This is a genomic window from Bythopirellula goksoeyrii (genome assembly GCF_008065115.1).
GTDB lineage: Bacteria > Planctomycetota > Planctomycetia > Pirellulales > Lacipirellulaceae > Bythopirellula > Bythopirellula goksoeyrii.
In genome coordinates, this window is record NZ_CP042913.1 from 2,662,522 (window position 1) to 2,685,118 (window position 22,597).

Below are 22,597 nucleotides of genomic sequence, written 5' to 3' on the forward strand. Positions count from 1 at the left end.
ATACCAGATGCTCCATGAACAGTTTCCCTACAATTTGCTCGCTCTCCAGGCTAGTAATCGCCATTGCTGGGCTATTAGCGAGTGGCTGCTGTTCGTGTCTGCCCCGGATCGACCCTTCGGGTGAAAGATGCTTCATTTGGCCCAATCAACAGACAGTAGATGTAGTCCCCGCAACCTCGACGGTTGGCAACCCCTTTGCACCACCTGTATTCACCGATCCCGTCTTCCCTCAAGCCACAATGCCAGTTGCGGGGGCTGCAATTGCAAGTCCGATGGCCGCCCCCGTGTTGCCGTCAAATCAGGTGATGCCGCCGAATCAGGTATTGCCGCCGAATACTGTCGCTTCTGAGACACTGACGATCACCCCCGAACGGGTTCTTGCTCCGATTGGCAGCGAAGTGGTTTTGAAGGCTGGCATCTGCACGGATGACAACTACCTGATCACCGACCAAAAAATTGAGTGGCTTGTTGCTCGTCAAAATGCGGGCGAGATCGTGGAGTTGGGGGGAAAAGGAATCTGTCGTAATCCCCTTATGCCCTGGAACAAACCGAAGAAGATCGACAACCAATACGGTATTGGCTACACGGCCGCGATTCCACTAACGCTAGACCGCGGCACAGGAAATCCGAGTGACGACGTCGCGATTGAGCCCGGCCACGCCTGGGCGAGTATTACTTCTCCCGTAGAAGGCTCCAGCCATATAACGGCAGTCGCACCCGTTGTCAAAGGTTTGTCCCAACGTCGTGCCAGTGCTACGATTTATTGGGTCGACGTACAGTGGACATTCCCTCCCGCAGTCGTTTCGGGCGGATCGTCGCAAATACTCACAACCAACGTCCGTCGCCAATCTGACGGCACTCCGCTAGCAGGTTGGCTCGTGAGGTATGAAGTTGCCGATGGTGGCGGAACTCTCTCCGGAGGTCAATCAGGTCAAGCAGTCGAAGTATCTACCGGTGTCGACGGCAACGCCAGTATCGATGTCACACCAACCGGTGGCGTAGGAAATACGACCCGTATCACGATGCAGATAGTCCGACCAGCGCGTTTTGCTGGAAGTGACATGCCGCGACTGGTGGTTGCCAATGGCGCTACGAATGTTAATTGGGACGGAAGCAGCACGTATCTTCCCCCCGCAGATGACCTGGGAGCTTCCGATCCGGTGCTTCCGATTCCAAGCGGTGGATCGAATGTCTCACCTCCCATTACGCCAGCCGAACCGGCCGTGATACAACGCCCCATCTTGGAACTAGAAGTTCGAGGTGAGCCCACTGGTCAGGTGGGAGGAGAAGCACGTTACGAGGTCGTGATTAGCAATCGCGGCAACGCACCCGCCACTGGCCTTACACTCAGCGATCGGTTTGACGAGGGATTTCGTCATCCCAGCGACAATCTGGGTTCTCGCAACATCGACAAACCTCTCTCGGTCACACTTGGACCAGGTCAGTCGCATACTGAATTCATTACGTTTGAAGTCGTGCGCGCAGGAAGCATCTGCCACGATGTGAAGGTTCGTAGCCGAGAGGGGGCGGAAGCTTCCAAACAAGTTTGCTTGGAAGTGATCCAGCCTGCGGTTCAACCTCAGCCTGGCTTGGAAGTGCGTAAAGATGGTACGAGACAAAACGTAGTCGGTGAAACGACTCTCTTTAAACTCTCGGTAAAAAATACGGGAGCGGTCCCGCTCACAAATGTGGAAGTGCTTGACCAGTACGACAGTGTTTTTCTAGCAAAACCACTTACACAAGGCTACGAAACGATTCGCGACACCGACAACAAGTCTCGTTTTCTCTGGCGGATTCCCCGCTTGGAGGTTGGTGCAACTGAGCGGTTTGAAGTCGAGTGTATCTGCCAAGCCCCCAAGCTACGGGCATGCAGCATCGTTCAAGTCTCGGGCGATGGAGGACCTGGCATTGGCATGGTTCCCAGTGCGGACGAGCATTGCATCGAGATTGTCGAAGCCCGAGGACCAGGAGCCGGCGGAGCAGCAGATGTCGTCCCTCCTTCTGGTGGAGGGAGGGGTATTAGTCTGTCGATTTCTCCCTACAATAAGAAGCCGCTTGCTGGCAGCAGGGCTACCTACCAGTTCTTTGTACAGAATAATTCGAACAGTACAGACGAGCAGATTCAACTGCGTGTGCTGTTCCCTCCAGAGATCATTCCCGATATGGCCACACTCCAATCGGTCGTAGCGGGACAGCTCAATGGAAATGAACTGCGATTCAATCCCGTCGCTAGTATCCGTGCCAACGAACGGTTGAGTTTCACAGTGACGACCTCGGTGCTAAAAGCTGGTTTCGTGAACATTACCGCCGAGGTGACCAGCAAGAACTTTCCTCAAGGTGTTCAAAAAACCGAGCAAGTTGAAATCGTCGGTTTTTAAACTAGCCGCTTGCGGTATAGCGTTTCTACTCCATTCGCCTAAATTTGGGGTCGACGTCGACCCAGCTCGCCACGATGCCTCGCTACGCACTACTCCGACATGAATGTCCCTCGGAATACAAGCCCAGCCATTGGGACTTGATGCTGGAGGTGGGCGGAGTACTAGCCACCTGGGAACTCCGCGAGCTGCCAGCAGCCTGGGCCAACGCATTGCACCTGAACGTGATTGAAGCCGGCGCACCAGGGAACGTTACTCGACTGCCGGATCATCGCCTCGACTATCTCGACTATGAAGGACCAGTCACGGGCGGTCGTGGGTCCGTGTCTCGGATTTCTGGTGGATCGTTCCAAATTCTCGAATCCACCCCTGATACACTGACCGGAGTGCTAAGCGGAGAGACGTTAAGTGGAGAGTTCAAGCTGACCCGCGTGGCGGACTCAGATTTCTGGAATTTAGATGTCTAACTCAATCCTGAAGAACCTGGCCGGAAGGCCAGCGCCATGCTGTGAATAACCCGCGCCTTCCGACACGGGCTATCAAAGCTGTAAGTGAAGTCAGGTGGAATAGGCAGGGTGCATAGTTTCCTTGGTTGGCCCCTCCTGCTGACGTTGACCACGTTTGCCTATCCACTAGAATCTTACCTCTCTTAACGAATTGAGGCCTATCCTGCGCGCAGACCCAAACTAATGCCACAACTGATGACCAATAACGCTGAAAACCATACAGACGATCTTTCAACTTTGGAGAGTAACCGCCGTGAGAAAATGGCGCGTCTCCAAGAATTGGGTATCGATCCCTGGGGAGGACGTTTCGACGACCGAACTCTCGTGGGAGAGATTCGCGCCGCTGCCGATCAGATCGCCTACCAACTCGAAGACGGTACCACGTTGCCACTCCCCGATTTCGACCAGCAAGGCCCCGATTTCAACTTTCGCCAATGGAAAGCCGACCAGGGGAAGGGAAAGATCATTGGTCCCCAGGTGCGTGCTGCTGGTCGCATCGTATTGCACCGTGACAAGGGCAAACTACACTTCATCGACATCCGTGATATGAGCGGTCAGATCCAGCTCATGGTTGGTCAAAAACAAGTAGGCGATGATTGGAAAACTGTTGAATTGTTGGATCTGGGAGACATCATCGGCGTCGATGGCCAACTGGTTCGCTCCAACACAGGGGAATTGTCGATAGCCGCCGAAAGGATTCATTTTCTTACCAAATCCATCGAAACCCCGCCGGATAAACACGGCGGGTTGCAGGATGTCGAACTCCGCCAGCGGCAACGCTATCTCGATCTGACTTACACCGAGGGTGTGCTTGATCGTTTTTTGAACCGTACCAAGATCGTACGATCCATCCGCGATACTCTTAACGGCCAGGGATTTGTCGAAGTCGAGGGTCCCACACTGCACTCAATTGCCGGGGGTGCAGCCGCGCGGCCGTTTATGACGCATCACAATACGCTCGATATGGATCTCACACTCCGCATCGCTTTGGAGTTGCACCTCAAGCGACTCATGGTGGGCGGGATTGAGCGAGTCTACGAACTGGGCCGTGTGTATCGCAACGAAGGGATCAGTCCCAGGCACAACCCTGAGTTTACAATGCTTGAGGTATATCAAGCATTTGGCGATTATCGTTCGATGATGGATCTCACCGAGGCGTGCATCTGCAACGCAATTCAGGCTACGGGGCAGTCCTATGTGCTCTCTTGGGGCGACAAGTCCATTGATTTTACGCCACCCTTTGCCAGGCGAACTTATGCGGAGTTGTTTGAGGAAGCTACCGGGATTGATACCGAAATCCCGAACGCTGAAGCGGCCATCGCCGAACTTGCGAAATCGCTGCATATTGAGACGAAAGGGCGACATCCTGACGTCATTAAGAGCGATGTGTTTGAGGCAAAAGTTGAAGATGCCTTGGTGGGTCCAGTCTTTGTGATGGACTATCCGGCTAGTATCTGTCCTCTGACAAAGCGAAAGCGTGACAACCCGGCAATTGCCGAGCGATTTGAGTTGTTCATTCACGGAATGGAAGTGGCCAACGCCTATACGGAACTTAATGATCCTGACCTACAGGAAGAGTTGTTCCGCACGCAGTTGGATGGCCTGAGTGAAGAAGATTCGATGGCCAAGATGGACACGGACTTTGTCCGCGCCCTTCGGCACGGCATGCCGCCGGCGGGCGGACTGGGTATCGGTATTGACCGACTAGTGATGCTGTTGACCAATACCCAAACTATCCGCGATGTGATCTTGTTTCCACTTTTGAGACCTGAGAAGTAAACGAACTTTGCCGGAAGCTAACGCATCCGGCTCGCCTACTGGACCACGGACGGCTCCTATGTACAAACTGCTTCTTTGCTGGCGTTATCTGCGCACCCGTTATATCGCACTGGTTTGCATCGTGAGTGTGATGCTTGGCGTGGCGACGATGATCGTCGTCAATAGCGTTATGGCTGGTTTTACTCACGAGATGCAAGCCCGCATTAACGGCATGCTGGGCGATTTGATCTTTGAGAGCCGCTCGATGGATGGTGTTCTCGATGCCGACGCCCATATGCAGAAGATCAAGGCGATCGCAGGGGATGCGATCGTCGGCATGTCTCCTACCGTGCATGTGCCTGGGCTGATGTACATCGACATCAACGACCAACTGCTCACGAAGCAAATCACGATGGTGGGTATCGATGAAGAATCTTATGCAAGTGTTAGCGCTTTTGGGGATTACCTACAACACCCAGAGAACCGAAATCAACTTACATTTAAACTTCGCCAGGGAGGATATGATACTGTCGACCATCAGGTTCCAGACGAAGGTGAACAACAGCCGCGCATTCAAATGGAACAAGCGGGTTGGACGTATCGTCAACGAAGAGCTCTGCTAAAAAAACAACGACAGCTAATTGCTGCTACTCCTTCGCCTGACTCTCAGCAGGCAAATCCGTTTGGAAATCCCGATGACCAACAGGCCGAGGGCCGTGACTTTGATATGGCAACCGAGCAGCATGTCGGTATTGTGCTGGGAATTGGCATCTGTGGGTATCGCTCTGCAGACGGGAGTGACCATTTTGTCGCCCTGCCTGGGGACGATGTCCGCGTGAGTTTTCCCAAAGCAACCCTGCCACCTGAGGCAATCAACGAGTTTTACACGATCACAGATTTCTATGAGAGCAAGATGAGCGAATATGATTCTAGCTTCGTGTTCGTGCCGTTGCGAGAACTACAAAAAAGCCGTGGGATGATCGACCCCACGACGGGTGTGGGCAAATTTACCTCGATTCAGATCAAGCTGGCTCCGGGGACAAACGCAGAACAAGTGCGTGATGCCCTCCAAAATGCCTTCCCGGCTCAGTTTTACATGGTCAGCACATGGCGCGACAAACAAGGACCCCTGTTGGCGGCGGTGAATATGGAGACAGCTGTGCTAAATGTGCTGTTGTTCATGATCATCGCCGTGGCAGGCTTTGGCATTTTTGCGATCTTTCTGATGATCGTCGTAGAGAAGACGCGCGATATAGGAATACTCAAATCCCTGGGAGCCTCGGGGAGTGGAGTGATGGGAATTTTTCTTGGCTACGGTCTTAGCCTCGGCATTGTCGGTTCGGGCGTGGGCGCGGTCTTGGGACTGCTGTTCGTTGCCAACATAAATGAGATCGCAGATATCCTAGGTCGCGTCACAGGACAACCGGTGTTCGATCCCTCTGTGTATTACTTCTACAAGATCCCAACGATTGTCGCACCATTTACCGTGACTTGGATCTGTATCGGTGCAGTTGTGATCGCCGTTATGGCTAGTGTCTTTCCTGCGCTCCGCGCAGCCAATCTCCACCCTGTGAGGGCGCTGCGTTATGAGTAGCATTTCCGATCCACGGCAGACATCACGCCCTGCTTTGCGGCTTAGCGAAGGAACTTCTGCGCTCGCGGCGCAACCCCGCTCGTCTAAAGTGCAGATGGCGACGCGGCAGTTGTTCAAGAGTTATCAAAAAGGTTCCTTCGGCATTCCCGTGTTGCAAGGAATCGACCTGGACATCTATGAAGGGGAATTCCTGGCAATTGTCGGCTCAAGTGGTTGCGGCAAGAGCACGTTGCTACACCTCTTGGGCACTCTTGATCGGCCGGATGCGGGGGAAGTGCATTTCGACGGTCATCGGATTGACAATCTTCCCAATGCCAGCCGTGACCTATTGCGGAACAAGCATTTTGGGATGATCTTTCAGTTCTACCACTTACTGCCTGAACTAACTGCCCTGGAGAATGTGCTGGCCCCCGCCCTGATCACCGAAAGCACATTGGGTTACTGGTTTCGCCGGGGTGAACATCGCCGCCGGGCAGGAGAGCTGCTGGAACTTGTAGGAATCTCCCACCGAGCAAAACACAAGCCCCGAGAGCTCTCAGGGGGCGAAATGCAGCGGGCAGCCATCGCCCGAGCCTTGCTGAACAAGCCCCGCGTTCTGCTGGCAGATGAACCCACAGGGAATCTTGATCGGTCAACCGGGAAGCAAATCATGAAAATCCTAGGTGAGTTGAACCAGCGGGAGAAGCTCACTATAGTCATGGTGACCCACGACCCCTGGATCGCCGAGCAGGCCGACCGGACTGTCAAGTTGGTCGAAGGCCGCATTCAGGGCAGCTGACTGCGAACCAGGCTGTCACAGGACTAGTCTCTGCTTTCATTATTCCGCTTTCCCAAATCCGAACTCCGCATTCCCTTATGTCCCGACAAATCTACATCAACGGTTCCTTTTTTCCTCAGAAAGAGGCCAAGATCAGTGTTTTTGACCATGGACTTCTTTATGGTGATGGTGTTTTTGAAGGTCTGCGCAGCTACGTGGGAAAGGTATTTCGCTTGGAGCAGCATGTTCGCCGACTTTATGAGTCGGCCCGGGCAATCTGCTTGGAAATTCCACTCTCCCAGGAGCAGATGTGCAAGGCAATCAACGATTCGGTCAAGAAAAACGGTCTTACCGATGGTTACATTCGCGCGATTGTTACCCGGGGAGCCGGCACCTTGGGCCTCGATCCCAACCGCTGCAGTAATCCCCAGGTGATTATCATCGCCGATACGATAGCTCTCTATCCGCAAGAACTGTATGACAATGGTCTGGAGATCATCACCACAAGCATTACGCGCAACCACCCTTCGGCCTTAAGCCCGCGGATCAAGTCGCTTAATTATCTCAACAACATCCTGGCAAAAATCGAAGGCCTCAAAGCAGGATGCATCGAGGCCTTGATGCTCAACCACAAAGGCGAAGTCGCCGAGTGCACGGGGGACAACATCTTTCTTGTCCGTGATGAGGTGCTCTACACGCCACCTCTCGATGCTGGGATTCTCGCCGGAGTCACGCGTGAGGCAGTCATCGAATTGGCTCGCGCGGCAGGAACTGAAGTGCAAGAAGTCTCCATCACCAAGCACGACGTCTACGTGGCTGATGAGTGTTTTCTAACTGGCACCGCAGCCGAGGTGATTCCGGTAGTGAAGGTCGATGACCGCCCCATCGGCGACGGCAAACCGGGGCCGGTGACCAAGGACCTCACCGAGCGATTTCATCAACTAGCGCGGGCGTAGCACGAAGTGTACTTTGATTATGGAGACTAACTCATGCCCAATGGTCGCCCTGGGGATCACGCATATACTGATATTGCTGATTATGGCAATTCAATCTTTGGTGAGTAGATTGACAGACTCATTCGCGAGATCCATGAACGATGGGGGAGGCAGGAGGATGTCGCAGACCTAGCCTGGCACCACAATCCTCAATGGCACAATGCTGAAAAAGATTTACTAAAAATGCTTTTAGAACTAGTCGCAATCAAATTCCGGTTGGATTCAAAGTGATTTGCTGCCGCATAGATTGAATAATTGGCTACAGTCAACTCCAGCGGTATATTAGTATAGGGAGAAATTTTTTTCTATGACAGTAAACATATCTAGTTCCGATAAACGCATTCTTGAAGAAGCTGTAAACAGCGGCCTCTACAAAGATACTCAGGAAGCCCTCAGAGAAGCCATTTTCCTTCTTCGTGAAAAGACGGCGACTCAGGATGGAAACGTGCTTTCTAATGCTACCTGGCGCGATCGCTTGCACCAGCATCTGACTAACACACCCGCCACCGAAGCTACTTTCGTTGATGATAGCCGAGAAAGTATTTACGAAGGCCGTGGTGAATGATCATCTTCGTCGACACGAATGTGCTTCTGCGACTGGATCACCTTGGTCATCCTCATCGGGAGTTGGCAAAAGCGGCCCTTGAGCGTATTGTCGATGAGCAGCATACCATTCGTACGATTCCCCAAGTGCTGTACGAGTATTGGGTCGTTGCAACTCGACCCTTAGAAGCGAATGGACTCGGTTTTTCTACAGACGATACCGCTCGAATGCTTTCCGATTTCAAGGAATTGTTTCCGCCACTACGAGACGAGCGAGGCATTCTGGAGCATTGGGAAAACTTGGTCCAGACTTACAAAGTTCAAGGCAAGGCCGCTCATGATGCAAGAATAGTTGCCGCTATGCTGCGCCACGGGTTGACACATCTCATAACTTTCAATGCTGGTGACTTTGCGCGTTTCAGTGACGTGACCGTCATGACGCCGGATGATATCGTTTCAGGTGCGCAATCTCTCTAGCCGCGACACAACTTGAAGCACGACAGAGATGAAATCACTCCACGCGCCAGTCGGTGAGATGAATCTCCACCGAGGTGCGACCCCGGAAAGTGTTGAGCACGGGGCGGAAGGCGATCGACATGGGACCGTCGATGCCGGCCAGTTCTGTTTCCCAGTCGCCGCCGCCGAAGGCTACGGCACGCATTTTGACGCCATACTGATCGAACATCATCGACAAATGGCGGCCAGTCGAGCCGATTCGTTTTGGAGCCCCTGTGAGACGTACTTCGGTGGCACACAACATCGGGGCGGAATTTCCCTGCCCAAAGGGGGCCAAGCTCTCGATCTGCTCGACGGTTTGCCGTGTGAGCATTTGAAGCGAGGCCTCCGCATCGACCAGGATATCCGTTTGGCGTGGTTCATCTCTGAGCTTTTCGGTGGCAATCTTGCAGAACGCCTTGCGAAATTCATCGAGATTGCCAGGCACGATGCGCAGCCCTGCCGCTGCGGCATGGCCGCCGTGGCTATCGAGTAGGTCCCCACACTCGGCAAGGGCTTCGTGCAGATTAAAACCGGGCACGCTCCGCGCCGACCCGATCCCCGGCTTCACCCCGAGCGGGTCGTTGGCGATCAATATCACTGGACAACAATATTTTTCTGCCAGACGTCCCGCCACGATTCCAATGACACCAGGATGCCAGTCGTGGTCGGCAAGCACGAGCGCGGGGGCTTGATGGGGATCACCAAAATCGCGAGCCTGCTTCGAGGCAGCGCGAGCCATCGAGCGTTCGAGAGTTTGCCTTTGCAGGTTAAGTTCTTCCATGTACTGGGCAATCGTATCAGCCCGCTGCATGCTTTCCGTGGTTAGGAGCTCGATGGCCAAATCAGCCTGGCCCAATCGCCCAGCCGCGTTGAGCCGCGGTCCGATGGAGAAACCCAGGTCATCTCCGGCAAGCCGAGGTTTATCATGAAGCTTCGTTGAGCGGAGCAGGGCGTCTATGCCAACGTTGGGCTCCGACTTCAGACAACCCAAGCCGTAGCGGACCAAGATGCGATTTTCGTCGATCAGCGGCACGACGTCTGCTACCGTTCCAATGGCAGCGAGCCCAACGGCTTGCAACAAGAAGCTACGTAGTCGATCTGTGACCTTTTGTCCTTCACTAGCACATTGACATACGGCCCAGGCTACCTTCAGTGCGACGGCGGCACCACACAGTCCATCGAAGGGATAATCTCCGTCAGGTAGTCCGGGATGGACAATCGCCGCAGCGGGAGGAAGTTGGTCGGCCATTTGATGATGGTCGGTGATGATGAGCGTGAGCCCTAGATCGCGGGCATGCTGCGCTTCAGCAACACTGGCCACGCCGCAATCAACCGTCACGACTAACCTCGTTCCCTGACTGGCGATTTTCTCTAAGGCTTCGTTGTTGAGGCTGTAACCCTCATCGATGCGGTGCGGCACATAGAAGTCGACGTTCGCGTGCAGCAACTTCATACAACGCAAGAGAATCGCGGTAGCAGTCATGCCGTCGGCATCGTAATCACCATAGATGGTAATCTTGTCACCAGCCTGAATCGCGGCGTAGATAATCTCGGCAGCTCGAGTCGCACCGGGAAGCAAGGCTGGATCACGCAGACCCGTGAGCTTTGGATCGAGAAACAGGCGGGCGTCGTCGGGATCGCTGATGCCGCGCGAGAGAAGCAGTTGAGCAACCACAGCTGGAATACCTGCCGCCTGCTGCAATGCGGCTACACAGTCGGCATCGTAGTTGGCAATGCGCCAGTGTTTGGGCATGTCATCCGTGAATCAAGAGCAGAGATCCGGAGGGGGATCCCGAGCCAAAGGGCTATTTTTTCTTTTCGGTGTGTACAGTATGACGGCGCAAGCGGGGGGAGTATTTCTTCAGCTTAAGTTTCTCGCCTCCCAACTTACGGCGGATCGTGTAGTTGTAGTCGCCCGTCTCTTCACAAACCAGAAAGACGGTCTCAACTTTTTTCTTGCGTTTTCCAGATTTCTTAGCCATCGTATCTTCTTAATTAAGGCCTATCTCTTTCCCCTCCGGATTCCTACGAGAGGGGGTGTCAAACATGAGCGAAACAGCAGATTCTAGGCTTTTTCGTTGGATTCTTCCAGTGGTTAATCTGAGGTTAATTTTTGTGCATTCGGCTGACATGATAGGCGTTATACTAAAAGCTAGGGAAGCAGCGTTCGGGGGGGCCGCCGCTATGCCCAAAATGGGCCTTCGGTTCTGGCAAACTAGGGCCTATTCTACAGGATTATTTAGGTTCAGAGACCCCTTTGCAGCCAAACGCCGGATGTTGACGCCGCCGGCTGATCTGCAATTTACCCAGGCGCTGCCCCGTGAATCCCTTGCAGGCCGACAATCCATCGCTCTCTTCCGGTTCGGCCCCCGTCGTGCCCCCATCGAATCCGGCGCGCGAATCTTTCGAGGAATCTCCGTCAGTTCCCGCTGCGGATCAAGGAAAAAATGCCAAATCCTCCTCCAGTTCCCTTTGGGGTTGGGTGCTGGGCTGGCTCTCCGACAGCGAGTCCAGTTCGTGGCTAGCTAGCGGAGTTGCCCATTTGGCCGTCGTAGTTCTGTTGTCACTCCTTGTTATCACGCAACAAGGGAAGGGTCCGGATTGGACCCTCGAAGGTACTGCCACCTCGGAACTACCACAAGAGCTCGATATCGAGTTAAACCCCATGCCATCGGTGGGAGATGAGCTCGACAGCGAAAGCATGGCTCCAAAGGCAATGGGACTACCTGATCTGGAATTGGGAACTCCCTCGGTCGATATTACGCAGCCCATGCTTACTCCGACGGCAACCGCCTCGGTCGATGCGTTTGCTACAGAGATGTTAGACATCGGCAATCCATTGGCATCCGCTGGTGGTGGCCTCGAAGGGCGAAACCTTGATAATCGTCGTAGTCTTGCCCTTGCGGGTGGGGGATCCGAATCTAGCGAAGCTGCCGTAGAAGCGGGCCTCAAGTGGCTGGCAGCTCATCAACTGGAAGATGGGAGTTGGACCTTTCATCTGGATGCAGAGCATTGTCCTCAATGTGCTGGCAAATGCCGCAATCCGGGCAGGATCGATTCGAGTACTGGAGCAACAGGATTGGCCCTGCTCTGTTTTCTCGGGGGCGGCTACACACAGCACGAAGGTCCCTATCAAGAAGTAGTTTCCAAGGGGCTCTACTTCCTAATCAACAAGATGCTGCTGACCTCTGAGGGCGGAGATTTGCGCGACTCCCAAGAGATTTCCCTGCCGTTTGCCAGGCAAGCGTCCGTCCGCCTTCGAGGCGACATGTATTCCCATGCGATTGCAAGCTTAGCATTGTGCGAAAACTATGCGATGACTCGTGATTCGAACATTGCAGGACCTGCTCAAAAAGCGATCGACTTCATCGTCAATGCCCAGAATGAACTAGGTGGCTGGCGGTATGAACCTCGTCAGCCTGGTGACCTCTCTGTTACCGGGTGGCAACTCATGGCGCTAAAGAGCGGCGTCTTGGGGAGACTGGATATTCCTCGGCATGTCTGGTATCGGGCCGCTGAGTTTCTCGACAGTGTTCAAGCAGAGAAGGGTGCGACCTACGGATACCAGCAGCCTTCCTCCACGCGACCGTCAATGACTGCGGTCGGTCTCTATAGTCGGATGATGATCGGCTGGCCTGAAGAGCATCCCCCCCTACTCAAAGGAGCAGTGCTACTTGCCAAGGAACACCCCAAAGATTCGAACATGTACTTCAACTATTACACGAGCCAAGTGTTGCATCACGTAGGTGGCGCCGGCTGGAGACGCTGGAACCCACGCATGCGGAACTATCTCGTGCAAACTCAAGCTGAAGAGGGCCACGAGGATGGAAGTTGGTACTTTGACGAACCTTGGAGCGATCGCGGTGGTCGGCTATACACAACAACGCTTGCGATTCTCACTCTGGAAGTCTATTACCGCTATATGCCGATGTATCAGTCGGAGTTTGTAAACCAGGCACCCTAAAAGGCACCAATCGACATTCAGCTCTCCTTGAGCTTCCGGATCTCCTCTTCTGCCCGAGCAATGTCGGCTTCAATCCGAGCTGGTTCCTCGGGGTCATCCGGTTGCTGCTTGGCAGCAGATAAGAGGACCTGCGATTGAGAGATTTTCTTTCTTAGTACTTCGATTCGCTTCTTGGCTTTTTTGTCCATGGAATCCCCGTTTCTTGCATTTCAGATAGATCTAAGTTGGCTTGAACATTCTAGAGTCAATGATAATTACGCAGAATTGCAGCGATCACCAAAATCGTAAGACTGGCCGACCAAGCCACATTGAGCCACATGCCCATCTTCTGGCGGAATCGCTCTGCGGCCTCTGTTTTACCGGCTAGGATTGCGGCCAAAAACATGACTAGCAGTGCCAACAAAAACTTTACTCCAAATAGGGCATGATAGGTTGGCGGAAGAGGCACTCCATCAGCCTTGGCTGTTCGAATGATCGTGATGAAGTTGTACAGGCCGCTCGCTAACAAGAACAATGTGGCGATGCCAACCCACTTGGCCCATACCTGGCGACGACCGACAAAGCAGGCATCCACTCCGGTGGGAAACAGAATCGAACGCTGATAGAAGATCCCTCCTACCAAGATCACAGCCCCAAAAATGTGTAGCACTCGCAATAGCACTTGCAAGGCGAAGGTGCCGTCGAGGGTTGGCTGGGCTTGTCCCACAATCACACTTCCAAAGAGGGTATCAATCTGTGATATGAACGTCATTGTTTGTGTTCTCCAGTTAAAGTATTTCTAATCAGTCTCGCCAAAAACTCGGCATGACTAGCACTAGGACGGCAAACAACTCTAGCCGCCCGAGCATCATCAAAAGGGTAAACAGAAGCTTTGCCGAATCTGAAAAAGGGGCATAGTTTCGCGTCGCCCCTACGATACCGAGGCCGGGACCAATGTTGTGAAGCGTGGCACAGACAGCAGTACCGGAATCGATCAGCTTGTTGTGCGTAGGATGCCCCGCCTCGATCCAAGTTTGGTCCAACTCGATCCAGGTTAGTGCCAGCCAGCTTGTCACGATAATTGCACCAATGAGCCCCACGTAGACGAGAATGTTGTGGGGAATGTTTTGATCGGTGACAGGTTCTCCTGCTAATCGGATGTGTCGGACGACAGAAGGGTGATAAGAATGTTCCACTTCGCGGCCGAGGATCTTGGTAAACAAGATAATACGAATCACCTTCATGCCACCGCCGGTACTTCCAGCACATCCGCCAATAAACATCAGTACGACCAGCAATCCACGACTAAAATTGTTCCAAAGGTCGAAGTCGGCCGTGCAATAACCGGTTGTAGTCATGATAGAGACAACCTGGAACAATCCATCACGGAATGCCAATTCAAACTCAGGCACTGCAGTAAGTTTGTCTTGGGGGTCAAAGTCATGCGACTCAAAGATTCCTACGATGATTACCAAAGCTGTGGCGACCGCCAGAATGCCAACGTAGGTGCGCCACTCAGGATCAGTAACTAGCTTCTTGAATTTCCCTAGTGTGAGAAGGTAGATCAGAGTGAAATTAGTACCGGCCAGAATCATGAAGACGATCACGGTGTACTCGATAGTTTTCGAGTTGAAACCACCGAGACTCGCATTCAAGGTGCTAAATCCCCCGGTCGCCATCGTGCCAAAAGCATGGCAGATCGCTTGAAACCACGTCATACCCTCCAGATACAGGATGATAGTCAAGATAAGGTTCAGCACACAATAGATCGCCGCAAAGTTCCAGGCGGCATGTTGCATTCGCTCCTGGGAGCCTTCCTTGCTGGGCCCAGGCATCTCGGCTCGCATCAGTGCTTTGCCGGCGGAGCCTTGGCCCAGAATAGCGACGAACAGGACAATGATTCCCAGTCCGCCAAGAAAATGGGTACTAGATCGCCAAAACAGGATCGATCTTGGCACCCACTTGTGATTTTCGATATCAGTCAGCACCGTTGCCCCGGTGGTACTGAATCCAGACTGGCTTTCGAAAAGGCAATCTGCAATTCCCATGGGAATTTCTCGACCATCGACGCTGGTGTAGATTACTTCAGCGAAATAGAAAGGCAAGCCCCCCAATACCGTGGCGAGAACCCAACTCAGGCCGACCACTGCCATCGCTTCTTTGCGGTAGAGTGTGGAATTGCTCTCCCCGCTGGCCATGCGCAGCATCAAACCCGTTATGCCGCAGACCACCATAGAGGCCAAGAGGGCCCAGAACCCGTGATCCTCAAATTCGCTTTGCCCTCCAATCTCGGGCCAGGCCGCCGAAATGCTAAACAGCATTGTCAAGCCAATAAGCCAAGCTACTACGCTGAGTTGTCGGGCTACGATTCGGAGGTTCATAGTAAGATCGGAGGTTGTCGAATACTACTTGGTGATCAAAAAACTTTTTCGATCAGCTCAATCATTTCATCTGCAACTAACGCAATAACCGTATCTCCAGTTGCAAACTGATAGTCACCTCCTGGTACGGAAGCGAACCCTTCTCGAATCACTGCAGCGACCAAAGTCTGTGGGGGAAGTCCAAGATTCGCCAGTACACGCTCAGTTGCAGGAGATGCCTCTTTGACGTCGATTTCCAACACACTGAGGTTGCTCCCTTCGCTTAGTGGTGTTTTCGAGACAATAGGTCCATTGGTTAAAAAGCCAAGCACCTGCTTAGCAACCACTTCGCGAGGACTCACTGCATGATCGATTCCTAGCTTGCCAACGACATGAGCATAATCAGGCCGCCCCACGAGTGCCATGATCGTCTTGGCACCAATGTCTCGTGCTTCAACCGAGGCCATGATGTTGTCCTCATCATCCCCAGTGCAAGCAACAAACACATCAGAAGTGGAGACTCGTTCTTCCTCCAAAATTGCACGTCGAGTCGCATCGCGATTTACCACGGTGGTCTGTTTGAGGTGGCTCGCCAGAAAATCACAACGTTCGCGGTCAAGTTCAATTAGCACCACATTGTGGTGCCCCCCCTCAAGCACATAGGCCAAATGATAGCCCGTTTCTCCGCCACCTGCGATGACTACTCGCTGCTTACTTCCCGCATCGCTGCAAAACATCGTTTTTACATCATCGATCTCATTCCGAGTACCGATGATCGTAAGTCTGTCGCCAACTTGAATGATGTCCTCCGCGCCCGCGATCCATGTTTTCCCATCTCGGCTAATCGAACCAATGCGTACATTCTTCGATAGTTCGAGATCTTTGAGGGCCTTGCCGACACCTTTTTTCTCTTTCGAGACCATAACTTCATGGACTTCAAGTTCACCCCGCGCGAGGCTCTCAACAACAACCGAACCGGGATGGCGAATACCTCGTGCTAATTCCAGCGCCGTTAAATGCTCGAGACTTAGCAAGCGGTCGATTCCGAAATGGCGTCGGTAGTCGAAGGTACTCAAATCCCGGAATACGGGGGCATAGACTCGGGCTACTGCCCGATTGGCTCCCATCGCCTTCGCCATGCTGGCTGAGACTATATTCACTTCATCGATGCCGGTCACAGCGAGACAAAGGTCAGCGCTCCCCACGCCCGCCTGGAACAAAATACTCGACTGAGCAGCAGATCCTGTGATCCCTCGCACGTCGAAGTTCTCGTTAATATGACGGATGCGCTCGGGATTGGTATCTATCACAGTCACGCTATGACGATGCAAGCATAGCAACGACGCGATCGATCTTCCAACGGTGCCTGCCCCCAGAACTACAATTCGCATATTAGATTTTTGTTAAAATCGATGATACTGAAAATGGTCTGCCAAAAAAGGCGACCGGAAACGCGAATGCGATTCTAAGATGTTCGCGGCTTCCGCGAAAGGCGGGAGAGAATTCCCTAAATAAATGGGAGCAGAAGCATGATAGACAGGGCGCTTGGCCCATGGCCGCTGACCTACGAAACCCATGAGCTACCGCTCATGGAGAGAAATTACTCCGAGTCGTCAGCCGATTCGCTGGAGGGCTCTTCCGTGGTAGCCTCGCTCTGGTCACCCCCTTCCAGCCGACGCTTATGTTCAGTGATTGCATCAAAGTATTTGCGTTCTTGATCGCTACCTTCCAGAATCTCCCACAAGGGGAAATTGGCATCTACCTCTTCGTCGCTAAAACTCAAATCCAATTGCTGCAATACTTTGTTGTACTGGTCGATATACTCCATCAGATCGGAGCCTGTCGTCGAGTCATACTCTAGGCCAGGATAAGTCGCGATTACTTTCGCCCACAGGTCGAAACTCTCGTCATATAAACGACGAGCTTCGAGCAAGTCGGCGTCCTGCTCAAACGCCTGATTTGCTGCATAGGCCAATTCCCGAGCACGCAGGGCATCCGAGGTTTGCTCAAAATCAGTGCGCGTCTTCCAATAGTCGTAGTTCGCAACCTGTCGATTGTTCTTGATCAAGAAAATTCGATCCTGATTCTCAGCAATGCGACTGGCGAGCTTGTTAGCTTGACCTGCTTTCTCAGGATATTTCTTTGCGATCTGATCGGCAATCTCTGCCAACGTTACATCAAGCGACTGTTCGGCCTGGGCGGCCAAATTCTGTTGCTCTTCCGTACGGATACTGGCAGGTACACCTAATGCAGCGAGCATCTCTGGTGACAGATTGGCACGTTTCTCGGCAACGATTTCATCACGAATACCAGGAGCGATATTGCTGAATTCATTTTCCAACTTGCTTGTTTCTAACTCCCAGCGATTGAGATCAGCCAGTCGAATCAGACTTCCCCGCGACGAACGCATTTCGCGATTGCCATAGTCACGCCACAAGTTGCTGGCGATTCGCCAGGCGGCGCGCGCCTTTTCCTGGAAGATGCCGTCTTCTTCGATCGCCTCGGCATAGTTAATTTGCGACATCGCAGGTGCGGCAAAAAATACAGTCGGGTTTTTTTGACCGATACTCTTCTTCTTATCATCAACCACGGAAATCGAATCTTCATATTCGCGACGAGAAACAAGCCAGTTGTCGCGCTGCTCAGGTGGAGGAGGATTTCCGTCAAAGAAGCGATTGTGAAAGTCGTCGTCAGCTTTGAACATTCGGCGATACTCAACACGCTCATCAGCACGGCCAATCTTGTTGCCGATGAACCAGCCTAGTTCCGAGATCAAATGTGGGTTGGATTGGTTGTATTTGGTCCCTTCTTTTAAGAAATCGATGCCACGTGTGACATAATTGTAGCGATCTCGAACATCATCCAACTCGACCGATACGTTGTAAGCCAAATTCCACGCCTGATATTTCCAGAAGGAGATGAAATAGGGCTGGAGCTTTGCAAGTTGCTCGAGCGTGGCGCGAAAATTGGTCCAGTCTTCTTTCTTCTTATATTCGTTCGCCTTGCTCCAGAGCATGGAGACAGCAATACCTCTCAAACCTAGAGTTGCCATACGAATGGTTTCGCTGGCCGGGTCGATCGCCCCGAGATTCGACTGTCCAAGCCCCGCTTCTTCACGAATCAAGGCAAGTTTGCCACCGTCATCATCGACAGTTGCTGGTGCCCCCAGATACGAGATAGGGAACAACAGCACCGCCAAGAGAACGACGTAGACGATTTTGCGATAGAAAGATTTATTCTCGGTCATCGGGCGACCTCGCGTGTACGGAACAAGAAGTAACCTACGATCGACATCCCCACTACATAGGCCAAGCACATCGTCAGATTCTGATAGACCAGATCCGCAGGCACATTGAAACCGTACGCTGCAAAATCTACGGTACTCAATGACGAAAAATCAGGAAGCACTTGAGCCAGCGATAGCATGAAACTCTGATACACCCAGTCCACTCCCTTGATCAAACGTGTCACCATAGTGTCGTCCAATTTGCTGATCACATTCATTTGTGTGATCAACCGATAGAACGACTCAACGGGTCCACCGCCATACTCCGTTCCCATAGCCACACCGACAAAGAATGGCCTAAAGAAACCTAGGACAATGAATGCTACAGTAAACAACATGGCAACCGATCCGCTCAAGAGCGTGCTGGCCGCAACACCAATGGCGATGACAATAACCATCTGCACCCAAATAGTCAGGCAGACTTTTACGTAATTTACCAGCGGAGAAGCATCTCGCATCTGGATATACATGTCTGGTTGGGCAAACCCGAAATACTGGCCCCGCTCTAAACACTGTACGCGGATTTCAAGCTGACCGTTCGAGCTGACCAAATCTTCATACAAATCTAACTCTGAATCATCCGTGCCGGTAAGCTTACGCGGAATGAGCCGTTCATCGATCTTGGCGTCTAAAGCGTTGAAGGGGATCAGATCGCTTGTTAGCCCCGTCTCGGGGTTTCGTACCTGGATCGTGCCAGTAATCGCCTTGCCAATAGTTCCCTTGTGAGTACGGAACACGCGTACGATTAGACCGATGGGGAGCCCCCCCTCGCCGTCGGAGTCCTCCGGCTTGTAATTCAATGCTTCACTTACGTCGTCGAAAGTCCAAATCGCGGTTGCTTGGGTCGCGCCATCGACAAAACTACGATAGGTCCACTCGCTGCCTACACTAATGCCTCGTGCCTTAGGGACCCCTTGCCTATCAAGAAAGGTCAGCTTTCCCCATTGGGGAACCCGGGCTCGCATGGTCCCTTCAGCCCCTGAGACCACTTCCTTGCCGCCGCGCTGAACAATATTGTGAGTATGCCCATAGTTAGAGAGAGCGACTCCTTCACCATTGGTGTCGAGCTCTACGTCGTGGCGATGGTAGGCGTTGAGAGTACTGCGGCCATCTTTGCCGATATTCTCTCCGTCGGCATCGCTCACGTTTTTCAGGCTATCTACATCAATTTCATGGGTATGGTCGAGCGAGCGATTCACAAACACATAGCTGCATACCCCCATGATAGCCAGCAATATCGTCCCCACAGCTGTAAAACCAAGAATGCGACCCAGGACGATTTCGCCCAACCGCACAGGTTTGGTAACGATGGTATAGATCGTTTTGGTCTTGAAGTCATTCGGCAGACTAAACGCACTCAGAAGTAGTGCAATTCCAAGTACGAGATAGGTGGTCGCCGTGAGGACGAAACTGATATAGAGCTTCGCTGGATCTTGATGATTCTTCTTCAAGAACCAGCTAGCAAAGATGAGGATAATGAAGAATACCGCGAGAGCTACCAGCACTCGACGGCGCCAAGCTTCTTTCATGGCCAGATTCGCCAGGGCCAACACCCGTCGAGGCGAAGTCTCGAAAATCTCTCGCACTCCGTTGGTGATCGTGCGATAGACAATATCGCCGCCTCGCAGGAGACCGTGGCGGGCAGCTGCAATCGCGTAGCCAAGCATCAGCCCTAGCAGCCCCAACCCCAAGGCGACTAGCAGGAAACGCGGCAAAGCACCAATCGAACCGGCCCCGCCGCTCCAAAGCCACTGAAAATAGGGCAGAATTTCTTGTTCAAGAACCATGGTCGAATGAAATGGGCAAGCCAGGGGTTAAGAATCGAAAGGGAAAATTTGGATGCACGCCGGTCAAACTAAGTATCGCTCGTTACCGGCTCAACATTGGCTCGACGACCAGGCCTTGCTTCGCTATCTCGCACGATTGACAAGAATAATTCTTCTAATGTCGTACTGGGGTTGTCCATTTCCATCAACTCACCATGGTTACGAGAAATGACCTCGCGAATCTCATTCTGACATTCAGGCGACAAATTGCGAGCACGGATTTGTGTGACGTCTGCCACGGTCAATAGCGTGTCCACCCGGCCAAGTTCCTTTAACTCACCTTGATGTAGAATCGCTATGCGGTCACAGACATCTTGAACGTCAGCCAGCAGATGGCTGCACATCACTACAGTCTTTCCCTCACTCTTGAGCCGCAGGATCATGTCCTTCATCTCGCGGGTACCTATGGGATCGAGTCCACTCGTGGGTTCGTCGAGCAAGATCAATTCAGGGTCGTTGATTAATGCTTGGGCCAGGCCAATGCGGCGGGTCATACCCTTGGAATACTCCTGCAATTGACGCTTGCGAGCTTTGTCGAGCCCCACCATCTTGATCAGCGAATCAACTCGCTCTGAGCGTGTTGCGGCCGGCATGTCAAAAAGTCGGCCGTAGAAATCGAGCGTTTCTTCTGCATTGAGAAAGCGATACAGATACGATTCTTCGGGCAGGTAGCCGATCCGCTCATTCTTGCTGACGTCGGTCGATCGCTTGCCGAAGACAATTGCTTCTCCTTCGGTTGGAAACAACAATCCCAGGATGAGTTTAATCGTAGTGGTTTTCCCCGAGCCATTGGGCCCCAGGAGGCCAAACACCTCGCCACGATGAATCTCTAAGTCCAGGGGCTTGAGGGCCCGCACCTTTTGCCTGCCCCAAAAGTCACGATACACCTTGGAAAGTGCCCGCGTTTGGATAACTATGTCGTCGCTCATGGATTAGATCGTGGAAAAAATAGAGTAAATTTGAGAAAATGCAATAATCGACTGCTCAAGTTTGCTGTGCAAAAGCGCGACAGAACAACTCACTTAGGGTTACGACGCTGTAGGCAGCACAGTTCGCTAGGATTGCCAAAAACTTGGAGAAAACACGCCTTCCTCGGCTATCCACATTTGCGGCCTAACTTCGCTACAAAGCAAGTTGCCAGTATAAGTTACGACCTGCGTGGGAGCAACTGCCGAGCCAATAGCAACTAGTTCGCCGTGGATTGGTTTACTGCACGTTTTCTATGAGATTTTGCGAGACAGAAACATGGGGCAATCAGCTTGTATTTACTCCTTTTCCCCGCTACGCTGCCCAAAGGGCCGTCCACAGGCATTCTAAGCGAATAGTGAAGGGAATAAGCCCTCGATGTATATGCCGAGCGAGCATGTCGAAGTCAAGCTCACCGACTGTGTGGGAACGATCGTTCTCAACCGCCCCGACCATGGCAACGCTCTTACGCGGCTCATGGTACGGCAACTTGTAGAAGCATTCGAGGATCTCTATCGCGAGAAGCGTGTCCGGGCGATCATTCTCACTGGGGCGGCGGATACATTTTGTGCGGGTAATGATCTGGAGGAAATTGTCGATGCCAGTTCGCTACTAAGCGAATGGGCTGATTCGCAAGAGCGGTGGGGGGAGGATGCCGCGGACTTTCGAGACGTCATCAGCAGGATGCTGGAGACTCCGAAACCGATCATTGCCGCCGTGAACGGGGCGGCTCTTTCCCATGGTGCGGGCCTCGTGTTGGCTTGCGATATTGTCGTTGCCTGCGAGGAGAGTGTTTTTGGAATACCCGATCCTCGGCGTGGCATTGCCGCAGGGGTCGTCGCTCCTCTGCTATCTCACCGAATCGGTACAGGCCAAGCTGCTCGACTACTTCTGACCTCTTCAATCATCGACTCCGCTGAAGCCGTACGGCTAGGAATCTTCCACGAGCTCGTGGAGGGTGACAAGACATGGGCACGGGGAGTGGAACTAGCCCGCGAGTGTGCCGAAGGCGCTCCCGAAGCGCTACAGCTCACAAAACGACTGTTGAGCGAAACGATTGGCGAACAACTCGATACACAACTTACCGCTGGAGCTATAATTCAAGCAACTTCTTTCACCACTACGGCGGCCGAAGAAGGTATATCCGCGTTTCTCGAAGAGCGCACGCCTGAGTGGAAGTAGTACTTAGC

General features: G+C 52.8%; 19 protein-coding genes. 10 read left to right on the forward strand and 9 right to left on the reverse strand.

The genetic code is table 11. The features are described from left to right. Window positions 1-14: 14 nt before the first annotated feature. The 8 genes from Pr1d_RS10505 to Pr1d_RS10540 all read left to right on the forward strand — a co-directional run bounded on the left by Pr1d_RS10505 (window position 15) and on the right by Pr1d_RS10540 (window position 9,005). Window positions 15-2,378, forward strand: coding sequence for a COG1361 family protein (locus tag Pr1d_RS10505; protein ID WP_148073481.1), 2,364 nt, complete (start codon window positions 15-17; stop codon window positions 2,376-2,378). A gap of 74 nt (window positions 2,379-2,452) precedes the next feature. Further along, window positions 2,453-2,842, forward strand: a complete 390-nt coding sequence (locus tag Pr1d_RS10510) for a DNA polymerase ligase N-terminal domain-containing protein (RefSeq protein ID WP_148073482.1) — start codon at window positions 2,453-2,455, stop codon at window positions 2,840-2,842. A 222-nt stretch (window positions 2,843-3,064) separates the two neighbouring features. Further along, window positions 3,065-4,660, forward strand: a complete 1,596-nt coding sequence (gene lysS / locus Pr1d_RS10515; RefSeq protein ID WP_238476682.1) for a lysine--tRNA ligase — start codon at window positions 3,065-3,067, stop codon at window positions 4,658-4,660. Window positions 4,661-4,718: 58 nt separating this feature from the next. After that, window positions 4,719-6,233: an ABC transporter permease gene (locus Pr1d_RS10520; protein WP_148073483.1), complete on the forward strand. Its 1,515-nt coding sequence runs from the start codon at window positions 4,719-4,721 to the stop codon at window positions 6,231-6,233. Then, window positions 6,226-7,011: an ABC transporter ATP-binding protein gene (locus Pr1d_RS10525; RefSeq protein ID WP_210417953.1), complete on the forward strand. Its 786-nt coding sequence runs from the start codon at window positions 6,226-6,228 to the stop codon at window positions 7,009-7,011. Before Pr1d_RS10520 ends, Pr1d_RS10525 begins: the two co-directional genes overlap by 8 nt. A gap of 77 nt (window positions 7,012-7,088) precedes the next feature. Further along, a complete protein-coding gene (gene ilvE / locus Pr1d_RS10530; protein WP_148073484.1) occupies window positions 7,089-7,946 on the forward strand; it encodes a branched-chain-amino-acid transaminase in 858 nt (285 codons plus the stop codon). A 346-nt stretch (window positions 7,947-8,292) separates the two neighbouring features. Next, window positions 8,293-8,550: a hypothetical protein gene (locus Pr1d_RS10535; RefSeq protein ID WP_148073485.1), complete on the forward strand. Its 258-nt coding sequence runs from the start codon at window positions 8,293-8,295 to the stop codon at window positions 8,548-8,550. Beyond that, window positions 8,547-9,005 carry a type II toxin-antitoxin system VapC family toxin gene (locus tag Pr1d_RS10540; protein WP_148073486.1) on the forward strand — a complete coding sequence of 153 codons (459 nt, stop codon included), beginning with the start codon at window positions 8,547-8,549 and terminating at the stop codon, window positions 9,003-9,005. Before Pr1d_RS10535 ends, Pr1d_RS10540 begins: the two co-directional genes overlap by 4 nt. 34 nt (window positions 9,006-9,039) lie before the next feature. Here Pr1d_RS10540 and recJ read toward each other — a convergent pair whose 3' ends face one another. Continuing rightward, on the reverse strand, window positions 9,040-10,779 hold the full coding sequence (recJ, locus tag Pr1d_RS10545) for a single-stranded-DNA-specific exonuclease RecJ (RefSeq protein WP_148073487.1): 1,740 nt from the start codon (window positions 10,777-10,779) through the stop codon (window positions 9,040-9,042). A gap of 52 nt (window positions 10,780-10,831) precedes the next feature. Next, window positions 10,832-11,008 (reverse strand): 50S ribosomal protein L33, encoded by a 177-nt coding sequence (gene rpmG / locus Pr1d_RS10550; RefSeq protein ID WP_146451405.1) that lies wholly within the window; start codon window positions 11,006-11,008, stop codon window positions 10,832-10,834. Window positions 11,009-11,346: 338 nt separating this feature from the next. Here rpmG and Pr1d_RS10555 point away from each other — a divergent pair, with 338 nt between their 5' ends. Then, the gene (locus tag Pr1d_RS10555) at window positions 11,347-12,990 is read left to right on the forward strand and encodes a prenyltransferase/squalene oxidase repeat-containing protein (protein WP_148073488.1); all 1,644 of its coding nucleotides are present in this window, start codon (window positions 11,347-11,349) and stop codon (window positions 12,988-12,990) included. Between the two features lie 17 nt (window positions 12,991-13,007). Here the strand turns inward: Pr1d_RS10555 and Pr1d_RS25745 are convergent, their stop codons facing one another. The 7 genes from Pr1d_RS25745 to Pr1d_RS10585 form a co-directional block, all read right to left on the reverse strand. Further along, window positions 13,008-13,178 carry a hypothetical protein gene (locus tag Pr1d_RS25745; RefSeq protein WP_168205170.1) on the reverse strand — a complete coding sequence of 57 codons (171 nt, stop codon included), beginning with the start codon at window positions 13,176-13,178 and terminating at the stop codon, window positions 13,008-13,010. A gap of 56 nt (window positions 13,179-13,234) precedes the next feature. Further along, window positions 13,235-13,741: a hypothetical protein gene (locus tag Pr1d_RS10560; RefSeq protein WP_148073489.1), complete on the reverse strand. Its 507-nt coding sequence runs from the start codon at window positions 13,739-13,741 to the stop codon at window positions 13,235-13,237. A 31-nt stretch (window positions 13,742-13,772) separates the two neighbouring features. Then, window positions 13,773-15,350 (reverse strand): TrkH family potassium uptake protein, encoded by a 1,578-nt coding sequence (locus Pr1d_RS10565; protein ID WP_148073490.1) that lies wholly within the window; start codon window positions 15,348-15,350, stop codon window positions 13,773-13,775. A 35-nt stretch (window positions 15,351-15,385) separates the two neighbouring features. Beyond that, window positions 15,386-16,720: a Trk system potassium transporter TrkA gene (trkA, locus tag Pr1d_RS10570; protein ID WP_238476683.1), complete on the reverse strand. Its 1,335-nt coding sequence runs from the start codon at window positions 16,718-16,720 to the stop codon at window positions 15,386-15,388. A gap of 209 nt (window positions 16,721-16,929) precedes the next feature. Further along, window positions 16,930-18,576: a hypothetical protein gene (locus Pr1d_RS10575; RefSeq protein WP_148073491.1), complete on the reverse strand. Its 1,647-nt coding sequence runs from the start codon at window positions 18,574-18,576 to the stop codon at window positions 16,930-16,932. Further along, window positions 18,573-20,402: an ABC transporter permease gene (locus Pr1d_RS10580; protein WP_148073492.1), complete on the reverse strand. Its 1,830-nt coding sequence runs from the start codon at window positions 20,400-20,402 to the stop codon at window positions 18,573-18,575. Before Pr1d_RS10580 ends, Pr1d_RS10575 begins: the two co-directional genes overlap by 4 nt. Before the next feature lie 68 nt (window positions 20,403-20,470). Next, window positions 20,471-21,370 carry an ABC transporter ATP-binding protein gene (locus Pr1d_RS10585; protein WP_148073493.1) on the reverse strand — a complete coding sequence of 300 codons (900 nt, stop codon included), beginning with the start codon at window positions 21,368-21,370 and terminating at the stop codon, window positions 20,471-20,473. Window positions 21,371-21,785: 415 nt separating this feature from the next. Here Pr1d_RS10585 and Pr1d_RS10590 point away from each other — a divergent pair, with 415 nt between their 5' ends. Then, window positions 21,786-22,589 (forward strand): enoyl-CoA hydratase/isomerase family protein, encoded by an 804-nt coding sequence (locus Pr1d_RS10590; protein ID WP_148073494.1) that lies wholly within the window; start codon window positions 21,786-21,788, stop codon window positions 22,587-22,589. The last annotated feature ends 8 nt before the right edge of the window (window positions 22,590-22,597 follow it).